The organism is Brevundimonas sp. SL161 (genome assembly GCF_049896985.1).
Classification (GTDB): domain Bacteria; phylum Pseudomonadota; class Alphaproteobacteria; order Caulobacterales; family Caulobacteraceae; genus Brevundimonas.
Window position 1 is genome coordinate 21,225 of record NZ_JAFCVJ010000017.1, and the last position, 19,975, is coordinate 41,199.

Here is a 19,975-nt window from a genome sequence, read left to right on the forward strand (position 1 = left end):
GAGGCTCCGTTCCATGACCGCTCCCGCCGCGCCCCCCACTGCGCCGACAGAGATCGACCTGAAGCCCAAGGGCCTGGCCGTTCTGAAGGTCGCCTTCCGCGAGCGGCGCACCCTGGCCATGCTGCTGCTGGGCTTCTCCGCCGGCCTGCCGTTCGCCATGCTGATCGGCACGCTGAACGCCTGGCTGACCGAGGAGAAGATCCCGGTCGCCACAATCGGCATCCTCTCCTGGATCGGCCTGTTCGGCGCCTTCCGCTTCCTGTGGTCCCCGGCCGTCAGCTGGACGCCGCCCGGCCTCGGCAAGCGGCTCGGCCGCCGCCGTAGCTGGCTCCTGGTGCTTCAGGTGATCATCGCCATCGCCCTGGGCCTCGTCGCCCTGTCGCATCCGAGCGCACGCGTGCTGGGCCCGCTGGCCCTGGGCGCCGCGCTCGGCGCCTTCGCCTTCGCCACCCAGGATATCGTCATCGACGCCTGGCGGATCGAGGTGGCAGACGAGAAGACGCCCATCGACCTGCTCTCGACCGTCTATCAACTCGGCTATCGCACGGCCGCCCTCGTCGGCGGTGCAGGGTCCTTGCTGATGTCCGTGGTCATCGGCTGGCCCGGCGTCTTTATCACCGCCGCCCTGCTGATGGGGCTTGGCATCATCGGCACCCTGATCGCGCCCGAGCCCGTCCCGTCGTCCCGGACGGCGGTCGCGCGCGAGCGGCGCGGGTCGCCGCGTCTGCGGCTGATCGTGCTGGTCGCCACCCTGGCCGCCTGGGGCTGGGCCGCCTTCATGCTGGTCCGGTTCATGGTCATCGCCCTGACCACCTCGCCAGCGCCGAGCGCCGGGACCTTCACCAGCTCGTGGGGCCCCTGGATCGTGGGGGCCACCGTTGTTCTGCCGGCTGCTCTCGCCGGCGTGATCGTGTGGAAGGGCCGCGCCGCGACCGCCGCCGAGGCCACGGCGGCGCCGAAGCTGGCCGACACTCTCTATGATGCCATCCTGGCCCCGCTGGTCGAGCTGATGGGCCGTCTGGGCTGGGGCGCGGTGATTGTACTGGGACTGATCCTGACCTACCGCATCACCGACGGCGTCTGGGGTCCGTTCGCCTTCCCCTTCTACATGGGGGACACGGGCGGGGCGCTGGGTCACACGGCCGCCGAGGTCGCCCTGGCGTCCAAGACCTTCGGCGTCATCATGACCATCGTCGGCATTGGGCTCGGCGGCTGGGCGTTGCTGGTCATCGGCCGGATGTGGAGCCTGCTGCTCGGCGCCATCCTGTCGGCGGCCACCAACCTCCTGATGATGGACCTGGCGCTCGGCGCCCCAAGCATCGGGCCCTTCATGTCGGCGACCGGCCTCTATTCCGTGTTCGGATCGATCGGCGTGGGCGAGCCCCTGTCACGTCTGATGCTGGCCATCGCGGGCGAGAACATCGCCGGCGGCTTCGCGGGCGCAGCCTTCGTTGCCTATCTGTCGGCCCTGTCGAACAAGACCTTCGGCGCGGTCCAGTTCGCCGTCTTCATCTCTCTGGCCCTGCTCATCGGCACGCTCGGGCGCGGCGCGCTCGGTGAGCTCATCGATGCCCAGGGCTATGCGCCGATGTTCGTCATCGCCGCCTGGATGGGGGTGATCGCCATCGTCTTCGTCCTGATCGAATGGGTCCGGCTGGGGTTCGAGGCCCGCAAGCTGGCCCGGACCGGAGCCTCGACGGTCTGATCAGACCGTCGGCGGCACCGCCGTCATCGACCGTTCGGCCGCGGCGCTCGGGTGCGGCGTGGCGTCCTCGTCCTCGGGCTCGAACTCGACGCTGACGCCCTGCTCGTAGGCGGCGAAGGTGGCGGCGGTGATGATCTCCGAGACCTGGGCGCCGAGCGAGACGATCTGCACCGACTTCTCCAGACCCACCAGCAGCGGACCGATCACTGTCGCCCCGCCCAGGGCCTGGATGAGCTGGGTCGAGATGGCGGCCGAATGCAGGGCCGGCATGACCAGCACATTGGCCTCGCGGCTCAACCGCATGAACGGATAGTTGGTCCGCAGGTCCGGATCGAGCGCCAGTTCCGGCGGCATCTCACCCTCGTACTCGAAATCGACACCCTTGTTGTCGAGGATGCGGATGGCCTCTCGCACCTTCTCGCCGCGCTCTCCGGGCGGGTTGCCGAAGGTGGAATAGCTCAGGAAGGCCACGCGCGGCATGCGACCCAGTTTTTTCACCGTCGCGGCGGCCTGGATGGCGATATCGGCCAGTTCCTCGGCCGAGGGCAGTTCGTGGATGGAGGTGTCGGCGACGAAGATGGTGCGGCCCTTGGCCAGGACGATCGACAGGCCTATCAGGCTGTCGCCCTCGACGTCCAGCACGCGCCGGACCTCCTTCAGCACCATGTTGAAGTTGCGGGTCGTGCCCGTGACCATAGCGTCCGCCTGGCCGCGCGCCAGCATGGCGGCTGCGAAATAGTTGCGGTCCTGGTTAATCATGCGCTGCACGTCGCGGCGCAGGTAACCGCGTCGTTGCAGCTTTTCGTACAGGAAGTCGGTGTACTCGACGTTGCGCTCCGAAACCCGGGCGTTGACGATCTCGATACCCATGGCGTCGAAGTCGAGGCCCGCCTCGGCGGCGTTCCTGCGGACCAGATCCTCGCGCCCGATCAGGATCGGAGTACCAAGCTCGGCCTGTTTGAAGGCCCAGGCGGCGCGGATGACGGTCGATTCCTCGCCCTCGGCGAATACCACGCGCTTGTTCGGCGCGGCGCGCACGGCGGACGAGATCTTTTGCATCAGGGCGGCGGACGGATCGACCCGTCCGCGCAGCCGGGCGCGATAGTCGTCCATGTCGTCGATGCTGACGCGCGAGACGCCGGTGTCCATCGCCGCCTGAGCGACGAAGGGCGGGATGTACCAGATCAGGCGCGGATCGAACGGCGTCGGGATGATGTAGTCGGGGCCGAACTTCAGCTTGCGACCGCGATAGGCCACGGCCACCTCGTCCGGCACGTCCTCGCGCGCCAGTTGGGCCAGGGCGTGGGCGCAGGCGATCTTCATCTCGTGATTGATGCGTCGGGCCCGGACGTCCAGGGCGCCGCGGAACAGATAGGGGAAGGCCAGGACGTTGTTGACCTGGTTCACATAGTCCGAGCGGCCGGTGGCGATGATGGCGTCCTTGCGCACGGCCAGCACTTCTTCAGGAGTGATCTCCGGATCCGGGTTGGCCATGGCGAAGATGATCGGGCGCGGGGCCATGGAGGCGACCATCTCGGGCGTGATCGCGCCCTTGGCCGACAGGCCCAGGACGACGTCGGCTCCCCGCATGGCTTCGGCCAGGGTGCGTTTGTCGGTGTCGATGGCGTGCACCGACTTCCACTGGTCCATGCCCTCGGTACGGCCGCGATAGATGACGCCGTGCAGGTCGACGACGGTGGCGTTCTCGGGCTTGACGCCCAGCGACTTCATCAGGCTCAGCGACGACAGTCCGGCTGCGCCCGCACCGACCAGGACCATCTTCACGTCCTCGAACTTGCGCCCGGTGACGTGGCAGGCGTTGATCAGGCCGGCGGTGGAGATGATGGCTGTGCCGTGCTGGTCGTCATGGAAGACGGGGATGTCCAGCAGGTCCTGCAGCTCGCTCTCGATGACGAAGCATTCCGGGGACTTGATGTCCTCCAGGTTGATGCCGCCCCAGCTGTCGCCGATGTTCTTGACGACGGTGATGAACTCGTCGGGATCGGTGGCCTTCACCTCGATGTCGAAGCTGTCGACGTCGGCGAAGCGTTTGAACAGGACAGCCTTGCCCTCCATCACCGGCTTGGACGCCAGGTGGCCGAGGTTTCCCATGCCCAGGATGGCCGTGCCGTTCGAAATGACGGCGACCAGATTGCCCTTTGAGGTGTAGTCGTAGGCCTTGTCCGGATCCTCGGCGATGGCGCGCACCGGCACGGCGACGCCGGGCGAATAGGCCAGGGACAGGTCGCGCTGGGTCGCCATGGGCTTGGTCGGTGCCATGGAGATCTTGCCAGGGTGCGGCAGACGATGGAAATCGAGCGCTTCTTCGTCGGAGAAGGTCTGCTTGTCGGTCTGGTCGGGCATTTGGGTCTCTGACGGTTGGGCCCGTCCGGTCTAGCGGCGCCCTTCCCCCGGGACAACCGCCGACGCCCGGGCGGCGAGGATCAGAGGTCCAGGGCGCCCGTGCGCTCGACCTCCACCGGGCCGGTCATGAAGACATGGCCGGTGGCCTCATCCCAGTCGATGACCAGTTCGCCGCCGTCGACGACGACCGTGGCCTTCCTCACCGTCAGCCCGCGCCGCGCGCAGGCGACCAGGGCCGCGCAGGCGCCTGTGCCGCAGGCCCTGGTCAGGCCGGCGCCGCGCTCGAACACCCTCAGGCGGATGCGGTCGGGGGCCAGGACGCTGGCGAACCCGACATTGACCCCCTCCGGGAACAGGGGGTGGTGCTCGATCAGGGAGCCCGCGGCCACAACGAAGTCATCGTCGAGCCGATCGGTGAAGAAGACGACATGCGGGTTGCCCATGGAGACGGCGCCGGGCGTGTGCACAACCGGATCGTCAATGGGCCCGACCTGAAGCTCGATGCCGCGGGTGTCCATTTCCTCGGCCAGGGGAATGTCGCGCCAGTGAAGTCGGGGCGGACCCATGTCGACGGTGATCCGGTCTCCATCCGGGCCCTTGCCTGCACGCCTCGCCACGGTCTTTCCGCCCAGGGTGTCGATGGTGACCTCGTCCGAGCCGTTGGCCTGCATCAGCATCCAGCCGACGCAGCGCAGGGCGTTGCCGCAGGTCTCGACCGTGCCGCCGTCGGCGTTCCACACCCGCATGAAGGCGTCGGCCGTGTCCGAAGGCTCGATGGCGATCAGCTGGTCGAAGCCCTCGCCGGTCTTGCGATCGCCGAGCGCGCGCACGGCGTCGGGGCCCGGCGTGAAGGGCCGGTCCAGCGCATTGACGACGACGAAGTCGTTGCCGGCGCCGTTCATCTTGACGAAGGGTCTGGAGGGCGCGCCGCTCATGGACGCCATATAGACACGTCGGACGAAGGCCCCAAGGTCGCAGTCACGCAACGCCCCCGGCCGCGACTCGTTAGTCTCTTCTCTGAAACGGACGACGAGGCCTTACCAATGAATCTTCCCAATGGCGCGATGGTGGCAGTGGTGGACGGCGAGAAGCTGGTCCTGTTCAAGAACACTGGCCACAACGACGTCGCCCTGACCGCCCTGTCGAACCCGGAAATCGAGGAGCGGGCCTCGGGCTCGGCCGGTCGCGGCTCCAGCGAGGCCAATCCGGACAACGACACCCAGGCCGAGGACGGTTTCGCCATGGGCGTGGCCGAGGTGCTCAACAAATGGGCCCTGGGCGGCAAGTTCGACAAGCTTCTGGTGATCGCGGCGCCCAAGACCCTGGGCGAGTTGCGCAAGCATTGGCACAAGGAACTGTCTTCGCGCCTCGTCGGCGAGATCGCCAAGGATCTGACCGGACACTCCACCGACCAGATCGCCGCTGCGATCGAGAAGGCCTGATCGTCTGCGCCACGGTCCGGCCTGCAGGCTGGACCGTGGCGTTCGGACGACAGCGTGGCTAGAGGGATGCCCATGACAGCCACCGACCGGCTCCCGCATCGCGGCCTCCGCATCCGGGCACGCCTCCGCGCCCTCTACCACGGAGCCTCCAGGACGGCGGTTAGATTCAGACTGGCCGTGCTTGCGATCGACCTGATCATCGTCGCCTTCTTCATCGCCGCGCCGTTGCTCAGGCATGTCGGCCTGGCCTTCTACGTCGTGGACTACCTGGTGGCGGCCATCCTCGCGTGCGACCTCGCCGCGCGGGCGCTGGCCTATTCCAACATCAGGGACTGGCTGAAGCGACCCATCGTCTGGGTGGATCTGTTTATCCTGGCGACCCTGCTGTTTCCGGCGTGGCTGTTCAACCTTGGTTTCCTGCGGGTTATCCGGCTGTGGACCCTGGTCAGCTCCGACTTCTTCTGGCGCACCGTCGGCCGCAAATACGATGACACCCGGGTCGAGGACACCACCAAGGCTGTCGTCGCCCTGGTCACCTTCGTCTTCGTCGCTACGGGCTTCGTCTACACCGGCTTCATGGGCCGCTATGAAGGCATCAGCGGCTGGGTCGACGCCCTGTATTTCACGGTCACCAGCCTGACGACCACGGGCTACGGCGATATCCTGCTGCCGGGCATCTGGGGGCGGCTCGTGTCGATCGTCATCATGCTGGTCGGCGTCACCCTGTTTGTGCGACTGGGCCAAACCCTGCTCCGGCCGCACAAGGTCCGCTATCCGTGCGAGAAGTGCGGCCTTCAGGTCCATGACCCCGACGCCGTCCACTGCAAGGCCTGCGGCAACCTTCTTTGCATACCCGACGAGGGCGCCGTCTGATTCGCCAGGGTCGGTCCCACGTGACAAAACGGTAAGGTTCTCCGCCTTGCCGCCCGCCCCCTCTCGACTAAGGTGCGCCATCCTTATTTCGGAGCGCCCCTGCATGCGTCGTTCGCTGAGCCTCACGGCCGCCCTCCTCGCCTCCTCCATTCTTGGAACTTCCGCCCTGGCCCAGACCCACACCCCGCCCAACCCGCCGCTGGTCGAGGGGGGCTTCGCCACCACCGATGCAACCGATCCTTATCTCTGGCTGGAAGATGTCGACGGCGCCCGCGCCATGGCATGGGTCGAGGAGCACAACACCCGCTCGCTTGGCGTGCTCCAGGGCGATCCGCGCTACGAAGGCCTGCACGAACAGGCCCTGGCCCTGGTCCAGGCCCGCGACCGCATTCCGTCACCGGGCTTCACCCATGACGGCCAAATCGACAATTTCTGGCAGGACGCGACGCATGTGCGCGGCATCTGGCGGCGCACGACGATCGCCAGCTATCGCACCGATGCACCGCAGTGGGAGACGATCCTAGACCTCGACGCCCTGTCGGCGGCCGAGGGCAAGAACTGGGTCTACAAGGGCTCGTCCTGCCTGCCGCCTCAAGAGCGGCTGTGCCTGATCTCCCTGTCCGACGGCGGCAAGGACGCCGTCGTCGTCCGCGAGTTCGACTCCGAGAGCCGCACCTTCGTCGACGGCGGCTTCGAACTGCCGGAATCCAAGGGCGGCGTGACCTGGGTCGACGCCGATACCCTGCTGATCGCCCGCGACTTCGGCCCCGGCACCATGACCTCCTCTGGCTATCCGATGATCGTCAAACGGCTGAAGCGCGGCCAGACCATCGATCAGGCGGAAACCCTCTTCACCGGCCAGCCCTCGGATGTTTCGGTCGGCGGCGGCGCCTTGCGAAACGCCGACGGCGTGATCCAGGCGGTGATCATCAATCGCGGCGTGAACTTCTACGAGAGCGAGACCCATCTGCTGAACGCGGACGGGACCACGACCCGGCTGCAACTGCCCGCCAAGTCCGACATCGACGCCTTGGTCCAGGGCCAGTTGGTCGTGACAATCAAGGAAGACTGGACCGCGCCGTCCGGGCAGGCCTTCAAGACCGGTGATGTCGTCGCCTGGAACCTCGACGCCTGGCTGGCCGATCAGGCCGCGCCGGCCCAGCTGCTCATCCGCCCTGGCGCGCGCGAGTCGGTCGAATCCGTCACCGCCACCCGCAACAAGCTGGTCGTGGCCCTGTACGAAAATGTGCGCGGCGCCGCCTATGTCTACACGCCTAACCCGTCCGGCCAATGGTCGCGCTCCCGTCTCGACCTGCCCGCCAACTCGACCGTCGGTCTGGGCTCGGCCTCGGAACAGGACGACCGCATCTTCGTCAGCGTCGCCGGCTACCTGAGCCCCTCGACCCTGTCGCTGGTTGACGCGGCGACCGGCGAGATGGCCCAGGTCAAGTCGATCCCGGCCAAGTTCGACGCCTCGGGCATGACTGTGGAACAGTTCGAGGCCCGCTCGGCCGACGGCACGATGATCCCCTATTTCGTGGTGCATAAGACAGACATGGCGCTCGACGGCTCCAACCCGACGCTGCTGTACGGCTACGGCGGCTTCCAGGTGTCGCAACTGCCCGGCTATTCGCCCACAGTCGGCAAGCTGTGGCTGGAGCGGGGCGGCGTCTATGTCGTCGCCAATGTCCGTGGCGGCGGCGAGTTCGGCCCCAACTGGCACGAGGCGGCCCTGCAGCAGAACCGCCAGCGCGCCCACGAGGACTTCCAGGCCGTGGCCATGGACCTCGAGGCCCGCAACATCACCTCACAGCCGCGCCTCGGCATCATGGGCGGATCGCAGGGCGGGCTGTTCATGGGGGCTATGCTGACCCAGCGCCCGGACCTGATCAACGCGGCGGTCATCCAGGTGCCCCTGTTCGACATGTTCCGCTTCCACCGCCTGCTCGCTGGCGCCTCGTGGCGGGCGGAATACGGCGACCCCGACATCCCGGAACAACGCGCCTGGATCGGCGAATACTCGCCCTACCAGAACCTGCGCGCGGGCCAGCCCTACCCGGAGGTCTTCATCCACACCTCGACCAAGGACGACCGCGTCCACCCGGGCCACGCCCGCAAGGCGGCGGCGCGTCTGGAGGAGCTGGGCTATCCGGTCCTATTCTACGAGAACACCGACGGCGGTCACGCGGCGGGCGCCAACCTGCGCGAAACGGCCCGCCGCATCGCGCTGGAATACACCTACCTGTCGCGCCGCCTGATGGACGCGCCGGCGGAGGACTAGGTTTCGGCATCCGCTCATCCCCGCGAAAGCGGGGACCCCGTGCTTTCGCGAATCAAGGTCGTTCCCATGTTGCGTTCTCTCCTATTCGGCGTCGCCGCCATCGCCATCTCGGCCCCCGCCCTAGCCCAGACGCCACCGCCCCATTTCCCCGCCGACCTGTCGCCGGCCGGCGTGCGCGCCGCCGACGATCATCTGGCGCTGGAGGAGGTCGAGGGGACCGAGGCCATGGCCTTCGTCCGGGCCGAGAACGAGCGGTCACTGGCCGCCCTGACCGGTGACCGGCGCTACGAGACCTTCCGCGCCGAGGCCTTTGACATCCTGTCGTCGACCGCCCGGATTCCGGGGCCGAGCTTCCTCGGCGACGGCATCGGCAATTTCTGGCAGGATGCGACCAATCCCAAGGGTCTATGGCGGCGCACGACGCTGGACAGCTACGGCGCCGAAACACCCGAATGGGAGACCCTGATCGACGTCGACGCCCTGTCCCGCGCCGAGGGCAAGGACTGGGTGTGGAAGGGCGCGCGCTGCCTGGCTCCGGACGAGACCCGTTGCCTCGTTTCTCTCTCGGAGGGTGGCAAGGACGCCGTGGTAGTGCGTGAGTTCGACACCACGACCAAGGCCTTCGTCGAGGACGGCTTCATCCTGCCGGAGGGCAAGCACCGGCTCGAATGGTTCGATATCGACACGCTTCTGGTCGCCACCGATTTTGGCCCCCAGAACGGCCAGCCCACCCTGACCGAGAGCGGCTATCCCTTCATCGTCAAGCGCCTGAAGCGCGGCCAGACCCTGGCCGAGGGAATCGAGATTTATCGCGGCGACATCTCCGACGGCGGCTATGGCGTCAGCCCCGGCGTCTATCGAAATGGCGCGGGCGAGGTTCTGGCCACCATCATCTCCCGCCCGCTCGACACCTATCGCGCAGAGACCTGGCGGCTGAACGGCGGCGTCGCCATCCGCCTGAATTTGCCGGAACGCGTCGCCATCCACGGAGTCCAGAACGGCCGACTGATCGTCGGGCTGGACGAGGCATGGGATCGCGGCGGCTTCCCCGTCCCCGAGGGAACGTTGCTGTCCCTGTCGCTCGACGACCTGGCCCAACCGACCATGCCGCAGCCGTCGCCCGACGGCGATACCGAGACCATCTTCAAGCCGACCGCCCGCCAGTCGGTGCAGGATGTCGCCGTCCTGGAGAACGGTCTGGTGGTCGGCGTCTCCGACAACGTCGTGGGCACGCTGCGCCGGTTCGCCTTCGGTCAGGGCGGCCGCGCGGCCTGGAGCTCGAGCCCGATCGCCGCGCCCGCCAACAGCGCGGTCGGCATCGGCGACGTGTCGCGCGGTTCGGGCCGGATGTTCGTCTCGACCCAGGGCTTCCTGACGCCGCCCACCCTCAGCCTGCTGGCGGCGAATGCCGACGAACTGACGACGCTCAAGTCCGGCCCGGCCATGTTCGACGCCTCCACCCACGTGGTCGAGCAGTTCGAGGCGACATCTACGGACGGAACGAAAATCCCCTACTTCCTCGTCCGGGCGACAAACGCCCCGATGGACGGCTCCACCCCGACCATCATGTTCGGCTACGGCGGCTTCCAGGTCTCCTTCCCGCCCGCCTACAAGCCGGAGCTGGGCAAGCTGTGGCTCGAGAACGGCGGCGCCTATGTGGTGGCCAATATCCGCGGCGGCGGCGAGTTCGGTCCGGCCTGGCATCAGGCGGCCCTGCGCGAGAACCGCCAGCGCGCCTTCGACGATTTCGCCGCCGTGGCTCGCGATCTGGAGACGCGCGGGGCGACCTCACCGCGCCGCCTCGGCATCTACGGCCGTTCGAACGGCGGGGTCCTGACCTCGGTCTCGATCACCCAGCATCCAGAACTCTACAACGCCGCCGTGATCGAGAGCCCCCTGATCGACATGCTGCGCTATCAGGACCTGCCGGCCGGCGCGTCGTGGATCGGCGAATACGGCGACCCGCGCATCCCCGGCGACGCCGCCTTCATCAGCCAGTATTCGGCCTACCAGCAACTGCGTCCAGAGGCGGAGTATCCGCGCCTCTACATTACCACCAACACCCGCGACGACCGCGTTCACCCCGGGCATGCGCGTAAATTCGCCGCCCGCCTGGGCGACCAGGGCCACGACCACCTCTATTACGAGGAGACCTCGGGCGGTCACTCCAACGACGCCGACCCGGTCGCCAACGCGCGGCGGTGGGCGCGCCACTATGTCTATCTCAGCCAGCAGTTGATGGACTGACACACGCTGTCTCCTCCCTGCGCCAAAGGCGCGGGGACGTGGCTCGTAGCGAAGCGAAGAGACGGAGGGGTTCTTTCCGCGCGCACCAAGAACCCCTCCGTCTGCTCGCGAAGAGCTCGCATCCACCTCTCCATGCGCAAGCGCGCACAGGGAGGAGCCACTCCCTTCACGCGATTATGAGGCGCGCGCGCGCGCCGCTCCCGCTAGGACTCCAGCCCATGAAGGCAAGGGGCATCATCGTCGCGGGCGTCGCCGCCCTGGGTCTGCTCGGCGCGGTTGGTTCGACCGCCCAGCCGGCGGGCGCGCGTCCCGTTCGCCTGTCGGAGACGACCGCCGAGCCGGTGGTGATTGAGTTGTTCACCGCCCAGGGCTGTTCCGGCTGTCCCGCCGCCAACCAGGTGGTCGAGGGTCTGGCCGAGGAGCCGGGCGTCATCGCCCTGACCTATGCCGTCGACTACTGGGACTACCTCGGCTGGCCGGACACCTTCGCCAAGCCCGAGTTCGCCCAGCGCCAGCGCGCCTATCAGGCCGCCATGCGTTTGAGGAACGTCTATACGCCCCAGATCGTGATCGACGGGCGTCGACAGGTCTCGGGCGCGCAAGGGGAGGCGATCCAGATCGCCGTCAACGAAGAAGCCGCCCGGCGCAACTTCCCGCCGCAGGTCCAGTTCCGCGAGAGCGGCGACGCGGTCGGGGTCGGCTCGGGCCGCGCGCCCTCCGGCGGCGCCGACGTCTGGGCTGTCGTCTATCGTCCCGGACTGCAGACCGTGACTGTGGCCGGGGGCGACAACCGGGGCCGCGACGTCCGGCACATCAATGTCGTCCAGAGCCTGACCCGGCTCGGCGACTGGACCGGTCGTCCGATCCTGCTCGTCCTGCCCGAGGCCGTCGATCCCCAGGACAAGGTTGTCGTGATGGTTCAGTCGCGCGCCGATCGCCGGATTCTCAGCGCCGCCGCGCGTTGACGCCTTCCGTTTTCCGCGACAGCCAAACCCTTGGCGCCCCTATCAGTTTCGGTCACTGTCCGCCGTGAAACGTTCGTCGCTATTGACGATCCGTCGCCATCCGATGGCGGTGCTCTGGGGGAGCGAAGATGATTGAGCGCGCGAGTCGGGTCGTCGGGGGACGCACCCCTATCGCCGCCGCGCTCGCCATCGTCGCAGCCGTCGCGGCCATGGCCCTGACGGCGGCGCCGGCCGGGTCGCAAAGCCGTCCGGCGCCAACTCCCAACCCCGATCTCGAGGCCCGCGCCATCACCCGGATGGTCACTGCCGCCGAAGTGGCCGACTGGGCGCGTGAACGGCGCGACGCCCCGGCCATGATCGTTGCGGCTCGTATGCTGGGCGACATCCCGACCCGACGCGAGAACGGCGACGAACCCTTCCTGACCCATGCCGCCCTGTTGAACGAGGCCGAGACCTTCGCCGGGGGCGACCGCTTCCTGCTGGACCAGATTTCGCGCGAACGGTCGCCGGACAAGGGTGTGCGCGCCTCGCCTTTCGGCGCCGGTCCGATCGTTGTGGTGCGCCGCCTGCGCGCGCGCGAGACCTATAGTTTCACCATCGAGGCGCGTCGCAACGAAGTGCTCCGGGTGGCCGCCATCGGCGACGGCGACACCAATATCGACCTCGCGCTGCGGGACCAGAACGGCGCCGTTGTCTGCTCCGACGGTTCACTCGACCACTACCCGGTCTGCACCGTCGCCCGCCCGCAGGCCGGCCCGATCCGCATCGAGATCGTCAACCGCGGCGAGGTCTGGTCGCGGGTGCAGATCTTGACGAACTGATCAACCGGCCTCCTCCCCGCGCGCCCTTGCGCATGGGGATGCGGATGCCAGCCCTTGCGAGCAGACGAAGGGGTTCTTCGTGCACGCGGAAAGACCCCCTCCGTCTCCCCGCTCCGGGCCACCTCCGCGTTCGCCAAGCGGCGAACAGGAGGAGACCTGATTTAAGCCCCCGCCTTCACAGCGAAGCCCCACGCGGCCCTGGCCAGCGGGACCACCTGTTTCGCCGTCTCGATGGCATGGGCCGAGGCCGCCGTCCCGTCGCGCACCCGCCCGGCGATGCCCTGACAGATCGCCGCCAGCCGGAACAGGTTGTAGGCCATCAGCCAGTCGAGGTTCTCCGGCGGCCGCAGCCCGCTGCGCGCCACATAGCGTTCGATCGTCTCCTCGACCGTAGGAATGCCCAGCGCCGGCAGGTCCAGCCCCGCCAGGCCGTTACGCACCGTCGGTGGCAAGACCCAGCCGATCAGCAGATATGAGAAGTCTGCCATCGGGTCGCCGAGCGTCGACAGTTCCCAGTCCAGCACCGCCCGCACTTCGGCGGCGTCCGATGCCATCATCAGATTGTCGAGGCGGAAGTCGCCGTGGACGATCCGCGCCGGTCCCTCGGCCGGCAGACCCTGTGGGAGCCAGTCGATCAGCCGGTCCATCTCCGGGATCGGATCGATCTCGGAGGCGCGGTACTGTTTGGTCCAGCGCCCGACCTGACGCGCGAAATAGTTGCCCGGCTTGCCGTAGTCGGCGAGCCCGATCGCGGCGGGATCGAATTTGTGCAAGTCGGCGAGCGCGTCGGTCTGGGCCTCGAAGATGGCGCGACGTTCGGCCGGCTCCATCCCCGGCAGCTTCAGGTCCCACAGCACCCGGCCCTCGACCTTGTCCATGACGTAGAACATCGATCCGATCACGACATCATCCGTGCACAGAGCATAGGGCCGCGCGACCGGATAGCCCTGCTTGTACAGAGCCGAGGTCACCGCGAACTCCCGATCCACGGCATGGGCCGAGGGCAGCAGCACGCCGGGTGGCTTGCGACGCAGCACATAGGCCGCGCCCTGCGTGCTTAGCTCATAGGTCGGGTTGGACTGGCCGCCCTTGAACTGGCGGATCGTCAGGGGCCCGGAATAGCCCTGGACGTTGGCGGCCATCCAGGTGTCCAGCGCGGCCTCGTCAAGTCGGTAGCGAGGGTCGACATCCCGTGTTCCGGAAAAGGCGGCCTGGGGATCTGTGGAACTGTCGGTCATTGCGTGGCGACAATGGCGGCCTTGACCGCGCGATGCCAGCCCCCCAGCAGCGCTTCACGCCGTTCCGCCGACATCCGCGATTTCCACACGGCCGGCGCCTCCTCGTTGCGGGGCTCCAGATCGTCGATCAGCCCGACGCCGAGCGCCGCCAGTCTTGCAGCGCCCAGCGCCGTCATCTCCTGAAACGCCGGGCGCTCGACTGTGACCTCGCAGATGTCGGCCACGAACTGCATGGCGAAGGCGTTGGCCGTAACCCCGCCGTCGACCTTCAGCACGCTGAATCTCGGTGCGCCGTCCTTCGCCAGTGCGTCCAGCAGGTCGCGCGTCTGATAGGCCAGGGCCTCCAGCGCCGCCCGCACGAAATGCGCCGGCTTCGTATCCCGCGTCAGGCCGATCACCGCGCCGCGCGCATCCGGCTCCCACCACGGCGCCCCCAGGCCGGTGAATCCGGGAACCAGATAGACCCCGCCATTGTCCTCAAGTCCCTGGGCCACCGCCTCGGACTGGCGGCTGTCGGAGATCATCCCGACCCCGTCCCTGAGCCACTGGATCGCCGACCCGGCCGAGAAGATCGACCCCTCCAGCGCCCAGGCGACCGTCTCCCCGACCTGGTAGCCGAGCGTGCCCAGCAGCCGGCTCGACGAGGCCCCCGGCTCGGCGCCGACATTGGCGACCAGGAAGGCGCCGGTGCCGTAGGTGATCTTTGCATCGCCGGGCTTCAGCGCCCCATGCCCGACCAGGGCCGCCTGCTGGTCCCCCGCAGAGCCGGCGATCGGCAGGGCGCGCCCGAACAGGCCGGGATCGGTCTCGCCCAAGACCTCGGCGCAGCCGACGATCCGGGGCAGGGCGACTTTCGGAACCTGGAACAGTTCGCACAGGTCGTCGCGCCACTCGCGCGTCCTGAGGTCCATCAAGGAGGTGCGGCTGGCGTTGGTCGCATCGGTGACGTGGCGCGCGCCGTTCGTCAGCTTCCAGACCAGCCAACTGTCGATCGTCCCCAGCTTGACCTCGCGCTTTGCGGCCCGCTCCCGCGCCCCCGGCACGGCGTCCAGCAGCCAGGCGAACTTGGTCGCCGAGAAATAGGGATCGAGGATCAGGCCGGTCGCCGCCTGGACCATGGCCTCATGCCCCTCGGCCGCCATGCGCGCCGAGACGTCCGCCGTCCTTCGGTCCTGCCAGACGATGGCCCTGTGCAGCGGCTCGCCGGTTGCGGCGTCCCACAGCACCGCGGTCTCCCTCTGGTTGGTGATGCCGATGGCCGCGAACCGGCCGACACCACCGGCCTTCTTGATGACCTCGCGGCAGGTCTGCAGCGTCGCGGCCCAGATCTCGGCGGCGTCGTGCTCGACCCAGCCCGAGCGGGGGAAATGCTGTTCCAGCTCGATCTGGCTGACGGCGACCGGATGAAGCCCCTTGTCCTCCCGCAACTCGAAGGCGATGGCCCGGGTCGAGGTCGTGCCCTGATCGATGGCGAGGATGCAGATGGTCATGGTTCTAAGCGTTTCCCTCGTTTTCGCCACCTTACCCGGACGAACCGGATCGGGTTAAGTGCCTCGCATGTCCGACCGCACCGCTTCCTACGAAGGCGTCCTCGACGCCGCCCGCCAGATCGCCCCGGAGGCGGTCCGCACCCCCCTGATCGAGAGCGCCGCCCTCAACGAACGGATGGGCGGCCGCGTCCTGCTCAAGGCCGAGACGATGCAGGTCGCCGGCGCCTTCAAGTTCCGGGGCGCCTACAACCGGATCAGCCGCTTCAGCGCCGCCGAACTGGCCGCAGGCGTCGTCGCTTTCTCCTCCGGCAACCATGCACAGGGCGTGGCGGCGGCGGCGAGGCTCATGGGAACCAGAGCGGTCATCGTCATGCCGGCCGACAGCCCCGCCATAAAGATCGCCGGGGTGAAGTCCTTCGGCGGCGAGGTCCGCCTCTATGATCGATGGACCGAGAGCCGCGAGGAGATCGGCGCCCAGGTCGCCAGGGAGCGCGGCTCCGTCCTCGTCCCCCCGTTTGACGACCCCTATGTGATCGAAGGCCAGGGCACGACGGCGCTGGAACTGCTGGACCAGGCCGAGGGCCCGATCGACCAGCTGCTGTGCTGCTGCTCCGGCGGCGGACTGATGGCCGGCATCAATTTGGTCATGGAGGCCCGCAGTCCGCAGACGAAGACCTGGGCCGTAGAGCCCGAGGCCTATGACGACACCGCCCGCTCGCTGGCCGCCGGTGAACGGACGGGCCACCCGCAGGGCCCGCCCTCGATCTGCGATTCGCTCCAGACCCCCTTCCCCGGCGTCCTGACCTTCCCGATCAACCAGCGAGTCCTCTCCGGCGTCCTGACGATCAGCGACATGGAGGCGGCCGAGGCCGTCGCCTACGCCTTCCGCGCCCTCAAGCTGGTGGTCGAACCCGGCGGCGCCGCGGCCCTCGCCGCCGTCCTCGCCGGCAAGATCGAGACGAAGGGACGGACCACCGCCGTCATTCTTTCCGGGGGCAATATCGACCCCGGCCTGTTTGCCGATATCATCGAAGGCCGGTTCGTTCCGGCCGCTCAAGGAGCCGCCGCATGACCAAACCCTCTGACCTCCAGTCGCTGATCGGCACGGAGATCGGCGTCTCGAAATGGATCCTCGTCGACCAGGCCCGCATCGACGCCTTCGCCGAGATCACCGAGGATCGCCAGTTCATCCACATCGACCCGGTCGCCGCCAAACAGACCCCTTTCGGCGGCACGATCGCCCACGGCTTCCTGACCCTCAGCCTCGCCTCGGCCATGTCCTATGATGCGGTCAAGCCGCTGGACGGCGTGGTGATGGGCGTCAACTACGGCTTCGACAAACTCCGCTTCCTCGCCCCCGTCCCTGCCGGCTCCAGAATCCGCGGACGCTTCAAGCTGCTCTCGGCCGAGGACAAGGGCGCCAATGGGGGCGTCACCCGCTGGCTGCTGAAGCACGAACTGACCGTCGAGATCGAAGGCGCCGACAAGCCCGCCCTGATCGCCGAATGGTTGGGAATGCAGATGGTCGGCGGCTAGCCCACCGTCTGCGCCGTCTTGCCCGACGACACGACGACCAGTTTCCGGTTCACGAACTCCTTGATGCCGACGTCGCCCAGTTCGCGGCCGTAGCCTGAGCGTTTGACGCCGCCGAACGGCAGTTCGGGCATGCTGGTCGTGGCGGTGTTGATGAACACCATCCCGGTCTCGATCCGGGTCGCCAGGGCGCGCGCCCGGTCGGTGTCGCCCGCGAAGATCGAGCCGCCGAGGCCATAGCGGGAATCGTTGGCGAGGCGCACGATGTCATCGTCGTCCTTGGCCACATGGACCATGGCGACCGGGCCGAAGAACTCCTGGAAATAGGCGGGGTTGTCGCGGTCGATGTCGGTCAGGATGGTGGGCTCGAAGAAGAAGCCCGTCCGCTCGGGCCGCTTGCCGCCGATGACCACCGTGGCCCCGGCTGCGACCGCCGCGTCCACCTGTTTCGTCAGCCCCTCCAGCGCGTCCCCGGACGACAGCGGGCCCAGGGTCGTCGTGGCGTCCAGCGGATCGCCCAGCACGGCCGCGGCCATGTTCGCCTTGAAGGCCGCCAGGAAGGCGTCGGCGATCTTTTCGTGCAGGATGAACCGCTTGGCGGCGGTGCAGACCTGGCCTGCGTTGGCCAGTCGCGCCTGGGTCCCGACCTCGGCCGCAGCCTGGATGTCGGCGTCGTCCAGCACCACGAAGACGTCGGCCCCGCCCAGTTCCAGCGTCGACTTCTTCAGCTTCTCGGAGGCTCTGGACGCCACCTTGCTGCCGGCCTCCTCGGATCCGGTCAGGGCGACGCCCTGGATCCGATCGTCGCCGATCAGCTCGGCCACCGTGTCTGAGGAGACATAGAGGTTGGTGACCGCCCCCTCCGGCGCGCCCGCGTCCCGGACCAGCTGTTCGAACAGTTCGGCGCAGTGGGGCACGATGCCGGCGTGCTTGAACATCACCGGATTACCGACCGCGATGGCCGGGGCTATGACGCGGATCAGCTGATAGACCGGGAAGTTCCACGGCTCGACGGCCAGCAGCACCCCGATCGGGTGGTGCTGGACCCAGGCCTCGCCGAGGTCGCTCTCGACCCATTCGGGTTTCAGGAATTCCGCGGCGTTTGCAGCGTAATAGGCCGCGATCCCGGCGCACAGTTCAATCTCGCCGGCTCCCTGTCCGACCAGCTTGCCCATCTCGGTCGCCATGGCCTGGGCCAGGACGTCGGACCGCTCCGTCAGCAGCGCCGACATTCGCGACAGGACCTTCAGCCGAGGCGCGATGTCGCCTTGCGACCAGTCCGAACGGAACAGGGCGTCGGCCGTGGCCAGCGCCGCCTCGACCTGGGCATCGGTGTGCTCGGGATAGTCCTTGCCCCGCTCTTCGGTGAAGGGGTTCAGGGTTCTGTAGGCCATGGGGAGGGTTTTCTGTGTCGCGGAGACAATCCCAACGTCGCCCGGCCAACAGGGTTCAGATCATCCGCGACAGCGTGGCTCACGAAACCGGCAAGGCCCTCAGCCGAACGCCGCCAGCCGCTGGTCCAGCGTCGCCCGCACCGCCGGCCATTCCTCTGCCAGGATGGAGAAGATCACCGAGCTCCGCACCCGCCCGGTCCAGGTGATCTTGTCGTTGCGCATGACGCCCTCGCGAACCGCGCCGAGTTTCGCCATCGCCGCCTGACTGCGCAGATTGATCTGGTCGACCTGAAACGCCACCCGCTGCACCCCGCAGGCGAAGGCGTGCTCCAGCAACAGCCGCTTGGCCGCCGGGTTCACCACCCCGCCGCGCGCCTCGGGCCGATAGTAGGTCGTGCCGATCTCCACCGAGCGATCGGCCCGCAGGATGTTGATGAAGGTCGACAGGCCGACGACCTCGCCCTCGCGGACCACCGCGAACGGAATCCGCGTCCGGGCCGCCTGCTGGTCCCGCATGGCCTGCCAGCCGCCGTCGAACCGGTCGCCGCCGAGGGAGGTGTAATAGAAGGTCGGCCACAGCTCCGGATCGGCGTCGCAGGCCAGACGCAGCGTCTCCCTGTGCCGATCCTCGAACGGCTCCAGCCGGACGAAGTCGTTCTCCAGAGCCTCCGACCGGAGGATCATCCCCCCAGGCACCTCAGGGCGACCTCGAGGTTCCGCAGGCCGTCTTCGCCCGTCACCGCAGGCGTCTCGCCGGTGCGGATCGCGTGGGCGAAGGCTTCCAGCTCCTTCTTCAGCGGCTCGTTCGGCCAGCTCATCACGCCGCGCGTGGAATAGGAGCCGTCCGGCTGCTGGCCGAAATATTCGGTGACCTGTCGCGTCATCAGGTCGGCCACGACGAACTTGGTCTGCGTCGCGACCTGCAGGGTGCGGGTCTTGTAGGGGGTGACCCAATTGGTGGTGATGTGGGCGATCACCCCGTTCTCCAGCCGGAACTGAAGCAGGGCCGTATCCTCGCGGTCGGCGCGGGTGCGGGCGAGCTGCGGCTGGACCTCGACAATCTCGGAGCCCGTCAGGTGACGGATGATGTCGATGTCGTGCACGGCCAGATCGATGACCACGCCCACCTCGCCCATGCGCGGCGGGAAGGGGCCGACGCGGGTGATCTGGATGGAGATGACGTCCTCGCCCTCGATGGCGCGCTTGACCGCCTCCACCGCCGGGTTAAACCGCTCGACCTGACCGACCATCAGAACCCGGTCGTTGGCCTTGGCGGCGTCGATCATCCGCTGGGCGTCTGCCACGGTCGCGGCGATCGGTTTTTCGACCAGCACATGGACGCCCGATTCGAGCAGGGCGACGCCGAGGTCGGCGTGATGGCGGTTCGGCGTGGCGATGACGGCGGCTTCCAGCCCGCCCGCGACGAACGCTGCGGCTGTGGTCACAGCCTGCGCCCCATAGGCCGAGGCGACGCCCTCGGCGACCACGGCGTCGGGATCGAAGACCAGGGCCAGGTCGATCTCGCGCATCTCGGACAGGACGCGGGCGTGGTTGCGCCCCATGACGCCAGCGCCGGCGACGCCGGTGCGGATCGGCGCGTGCAGATGGGTCGGGTTCATGTG

At 67.9% G+C, this 19,975-nt stretch carries 16 protein-coding genes; 9 read left to right on the plus strand and 7 right to left on the minus strand.

Annotated elements, in window-relative coordinates; genetic code table 11:
- Positions 1-13 precede the first annotated feature (13 nt).
- Entirely contained in the window at positions 14-1,705 is a 1,692-nt protein-coding gene (locus ACP7AU_RS12345) for an AmpG family muropeptide MFS transporter (RefSeq protein ID WP_426051577.1), read from the plus strand.
- On the opposite strand, the gene ACP7AU_RS12350 is transcribed toward ACP7AU_RS12345, so the two are convergent.
- On the minus strand, positions 1,706-4,069 hold the full coding sequence (locus tag ACP7AU_RS12350; RefSeq protein WP_426039417.1) for an NADP-dependent malic enzyme: 2,364 nt from the start codon (positions 4,067-4,069) through the stop codon (positions 1,706-1,708).
- Between the two features lie 80 nt (positions 4,070-4,149).
- Positions 4,150-5,013, minus strand: coding sequence for a diaminopimelate epimerase (gene dapF, locus ACP7AU_RS12355; protein WP_426051578.1), 864 nt, complete (start codon positions 5,011-5,013; stop codon positions 4,150-4,152).
- A 99-nt stretch (positions 5,014-5,112) separates the two neighbouring features.
- Here dapF and ACP7AU_RS12360 point away from each other — a divergent pair, with 99 nt between their 5' ends.
- From ACP7AU_RS12360 to ACP7AU_RS12385, 6 genes are all read left to right on the plus strand, one after another.
- A complete protein-coding gene (locus ACP7AU_RS12360) occupies positions 5,113-5,511 on the plus strand; it encodes a host attachment family protein (RefSeq protein ID WP_426051579.1) in 399 nt (132 codons plus the stop codon).
- A gap of 72 nt (positions 5,512-5,583) precedes the next feature.
- Positions 5,584-6,384, plus strand: coding sequence for a potassium channel family protein (locus ACP7AU_RS12365; RefSeq protein WP_426039414.1), 801 nt, complete (start codon positions 5,584-5,586; stop codon positions 6,382-6,384).
- Positions 6,385-6,487: 103 nt separating this feature from the next.
- The gene (locus ACP7AU_RS12370) at positions 6,488-8,665 is read left to right on the plus strand and encodes a prolyl oligopeptidase family serine peptidase (protein ID WP_426051580.1); all 2,178 of its coding nucleotides are present in this window, start codon (positions 6,488-6,490) and stop codon (positions 8,663-8,665) included.
- Between the two features lie 66 nt (positions 8,666-8,731).
- A complete protein-coding gene (locus ACP7AU_RS12375; RefSeq protein ID WP_426051581.1) occupies positions 8,732-10,912 on the plus strand; it encodes a prolyl oligopeptidase family serine peptidase in 2,181 nt (726 codons plus the stop codon).
- 218 nt (positions 10,913-11,130) lie between these two features.
- Positions 11,131-11,877: a DUF1223 domain-containing protein gene (locus tag ACP7AU_RS12380; protein WP_426051582.1), complete on the plus strand. Its 747-nt coding sequence runs from the start codon at positions 11,131-11,133 to the stop codon at positions 11,875-11,877.
- 128 nt (positions 11,878-12,005) lie between these two features.
- On the plus strand, positions 12,006-12,698 hold the full coding sequence (locus tag ACP7AU_RS12385; RefSeq protein ID WP_426039410.1) for a hypothetical protein: 693 nt from the start codon (positions 12,006-12,008) through the stop codon (positions 12,696-12,698).
- Positions 12,699-12,859: 161 nt separating this feature from the next.
- Here the strand turns inward: ACP7AU_RS12385 and ACP7AU_RS12390 are convergent, their stop codons facing one another.
- A complete protein-coding gene (locus ACP7AU_RS12390) occupies positions 12,860-13,936 on the minus strand; it encodes a phosphotransferase family protein (RefSeq protein WP_426051583.1) in 1,077 nt (358 codons plus the stop codon).
- Positions 13,933-15,426, minus strand: a complete 1,494-nt coding sequence (gene glpK / locus ACP7AU_RS12395; RefSeq protein ID WP_426051584.1) for a glycerol kinase GlpK — start codon at positions 15,424-15,426, stop codon at positions 13,933-13,935. Before glpK ends, ACP7AU_RS12390 begins: the two co-directional genes overlap by 4 nt.
- Before the next feature lie 67 nt (positions 15,427-15,493).
- On the opposite strand from glpK, the gene ACP7AU_RS12400 reads away from it, so the two are divergent.
- A complete protein-coding gene (locus ACP7AU_RS12400; protein ID WP_426039407.1) occupies positions 15,494-16,498 on the plus strand; it encodes a threonine ammonia-lyase in 1,005 nt (334 codons plus the stop codon).
- Entirely contained in the window at positions 16,495-16,962 is a 468-nt protein-coding gene (locus ACP7AU_RS12405; protein ID WP_426039406.1) for a MaoC family dehydratase, read from the plus strand. Before ACP7AU_RS12400 ends, ACP7AU_RS12405 begins: the two co-directional genes overlap by 4 nt.
- Here ACP7AU_RS12405 and ACP7AU_RS12410 read toward each other — a convergent pair.
- The 3 genes from ACP7AU_RS12410 to ACP7AU_RS12420 all read right to left on the minus strand — a co-directional run bounded on the left by ACP7AU_RS12410 (position 16,959) and on the right by ACP7AU_RS12420 (position 19,972).
- A complete protein-coding gene (locus tag ACP7AU_RS12410; RefSeq protein WP_426051585.1) occupies positions 16,959-18,353 on the minus strand; it encodes an NAD-dependent succinate-semialdehyde dehydrogenase in 1,395 nt (464 codons plus the stop codon). The genes ACP7AU_RS12405 and ACP7AU_RS12410 overlap by 4 nt on opposite strands.
- Before the next feature lie 99 nt (positions 18,354-18,452).
- Positions 18,453-19,037 carry a GNAT family N-acetyltransferase gene (locus tag ACP7AU_RS12415; protein WP_426039404.1) on the minus strand — a complete coding sequence of 195 codons (585 nt, stop codon included), beginning with the start codon at positions 19,035-19,037 and terminating at the stop codon, positions 18,453-18,455.
- Positions 19,034-19,972 carry a Gfo/Idh/MocA family protein gene (locus ACP7AU_RS12420; protein ID WP_426051586.1) on the minus strand — a complete coding sequence of 313 codons (939 nt, stop codon included), beginning with the start codon at positions 19,970-19,972 and terminating at the stop codon, positions 19,034-19,036. The genes ACP7AU_RS12415 and ACP7AU_RS12420 overlap by 4 nt, the downstream gene beginning before the upstream one ends.
- Positions 19,973-19,975 lie beyond the last annotated feature (3 nt).

What these genes read in the sequence shown, in the direction of transcription:
- ACP7AU_RS12345 (WP_426051577.1), top strand. Translation starts at nt 14, where the DNA reads ATGACCGCTCCCGCCGCGCCCCCCACTGCGCCGACAGAGATCGACCTG.
- ACP7AU_RS12350 (WP_426039417.1), bottom strand. Translation starts at nt 4,069, where the DNA reads ATGCCCGACCAGACCGACAAGCAGACCTTCTCCGACGAAGAAGCGCTC.
- dapF (WP_426051578.1), bottom strand. Translation starts at nt 5,013, where the DNA reads ATGGCGTCCATGAGCGGCGCGCCCTCCAGACCCTTCGTCAAGATGAAC.
- ACP7AU_RS12360 (WP_426051579.1), top strand. Translation starts at nt 5,113, where the DNA reads ATGAATCTTCCCAATGGCGCGATGGTGGCAGTGGTGGACGGCGAGAAG.
- ACP7AU_RS12365 (WP_426039414.1), top strand. Translation starts at nt 5,584, where the DNA reads ATGACAGCCACCGACCGGCTCCCGCATCGCGGCCTCCGCATCCGGGCA.
- ACP7AU_RS12370 (WP_426051580.1), top strand. Translation starts at nt 6,488, where the DNA reads ATGCGTCGTTCGCTGAGCCTCACGGCCGCCCTCCTCGCCTCCTCCATT.
- ACP7AU_RS12375 (WP_426051581.1), top strand. Translation starts at nt 8,732, where the DNA reads ATGTTGCGTTCTCTCCTATTCGGCGTCGCCGCCATCGCCATCTCGGCC.
- ACP7AU_RS12380 (WP_426051582.1), top strand. Translation starts at nt 11,131, where the DNA reads ATGAAGGCAAGGGGCATCATCGTCGCGGGCGTCGCCGCCCTGGGTCTG.
- ACP7AU_RS12385 (WP_426039410.1), top strand. Translation starts at nt 12,006, where the DNA reads ATGATTGAGCGCGCGAGTCGGGTCGTCGGGGGACGCACCCCTATCGCC.
- ACP7AU_RS12390 (WP_426051583.1), bottom strand. Translation starts at nt 13,936, where the DNA reads ATGACCGACAGTTCCACAGATCCCCAGGCCGCCTTTTCCGGAACACGG.
- glpK (WP_426051584.1), bottom strand. Translation starts at nt 15,426, where the DNA reads ATGACCATCTGCATCCTCGCCATCGATCAGGGCACGACCTCGACCCGG.
- ACP7AU_RS12400 (WP_426039407.1), top strand. Translation starts at nt 15,494, where the DNA reads ATGTCCGACCGCACCGCTTCCTACGAAGGCGTCCTCGACGCCGCCCGC.
- ACP7AU_RS12405 (WP_426039406.1), top strand. Translation starts at nt 16,495, where the DNA reads ATGACCAAACCCTCTGACCTCCAGTCGCTGATCGGCACGGAGATCGGC.
- ACP7AU_RS12410 (WP_426051585.1), bottom strand. Translation starts at nt 18,353, where the DNA reads ATGGCCTACAGAACCCTGAACCCCTTCACCGAAGAGCGGGGCAAGGAC.
- ACP7AU_RS12415 (WP_426039404.1), bottom strand. Translation starts at nt 19,037, where the DNA reads ATGATCCTCCGGTCGGAGGCTCTGGAGAACGACTTCGTCCGGCTGGAG.
- ACP7AU_RS12420 (WP_426051586.1), bottom strand. Translation starts at nt 19,972, where the DNA reads ATGAACCCGACCCATCTGCACGCGCCGATCCGCACCGGCGTCGCCGGC.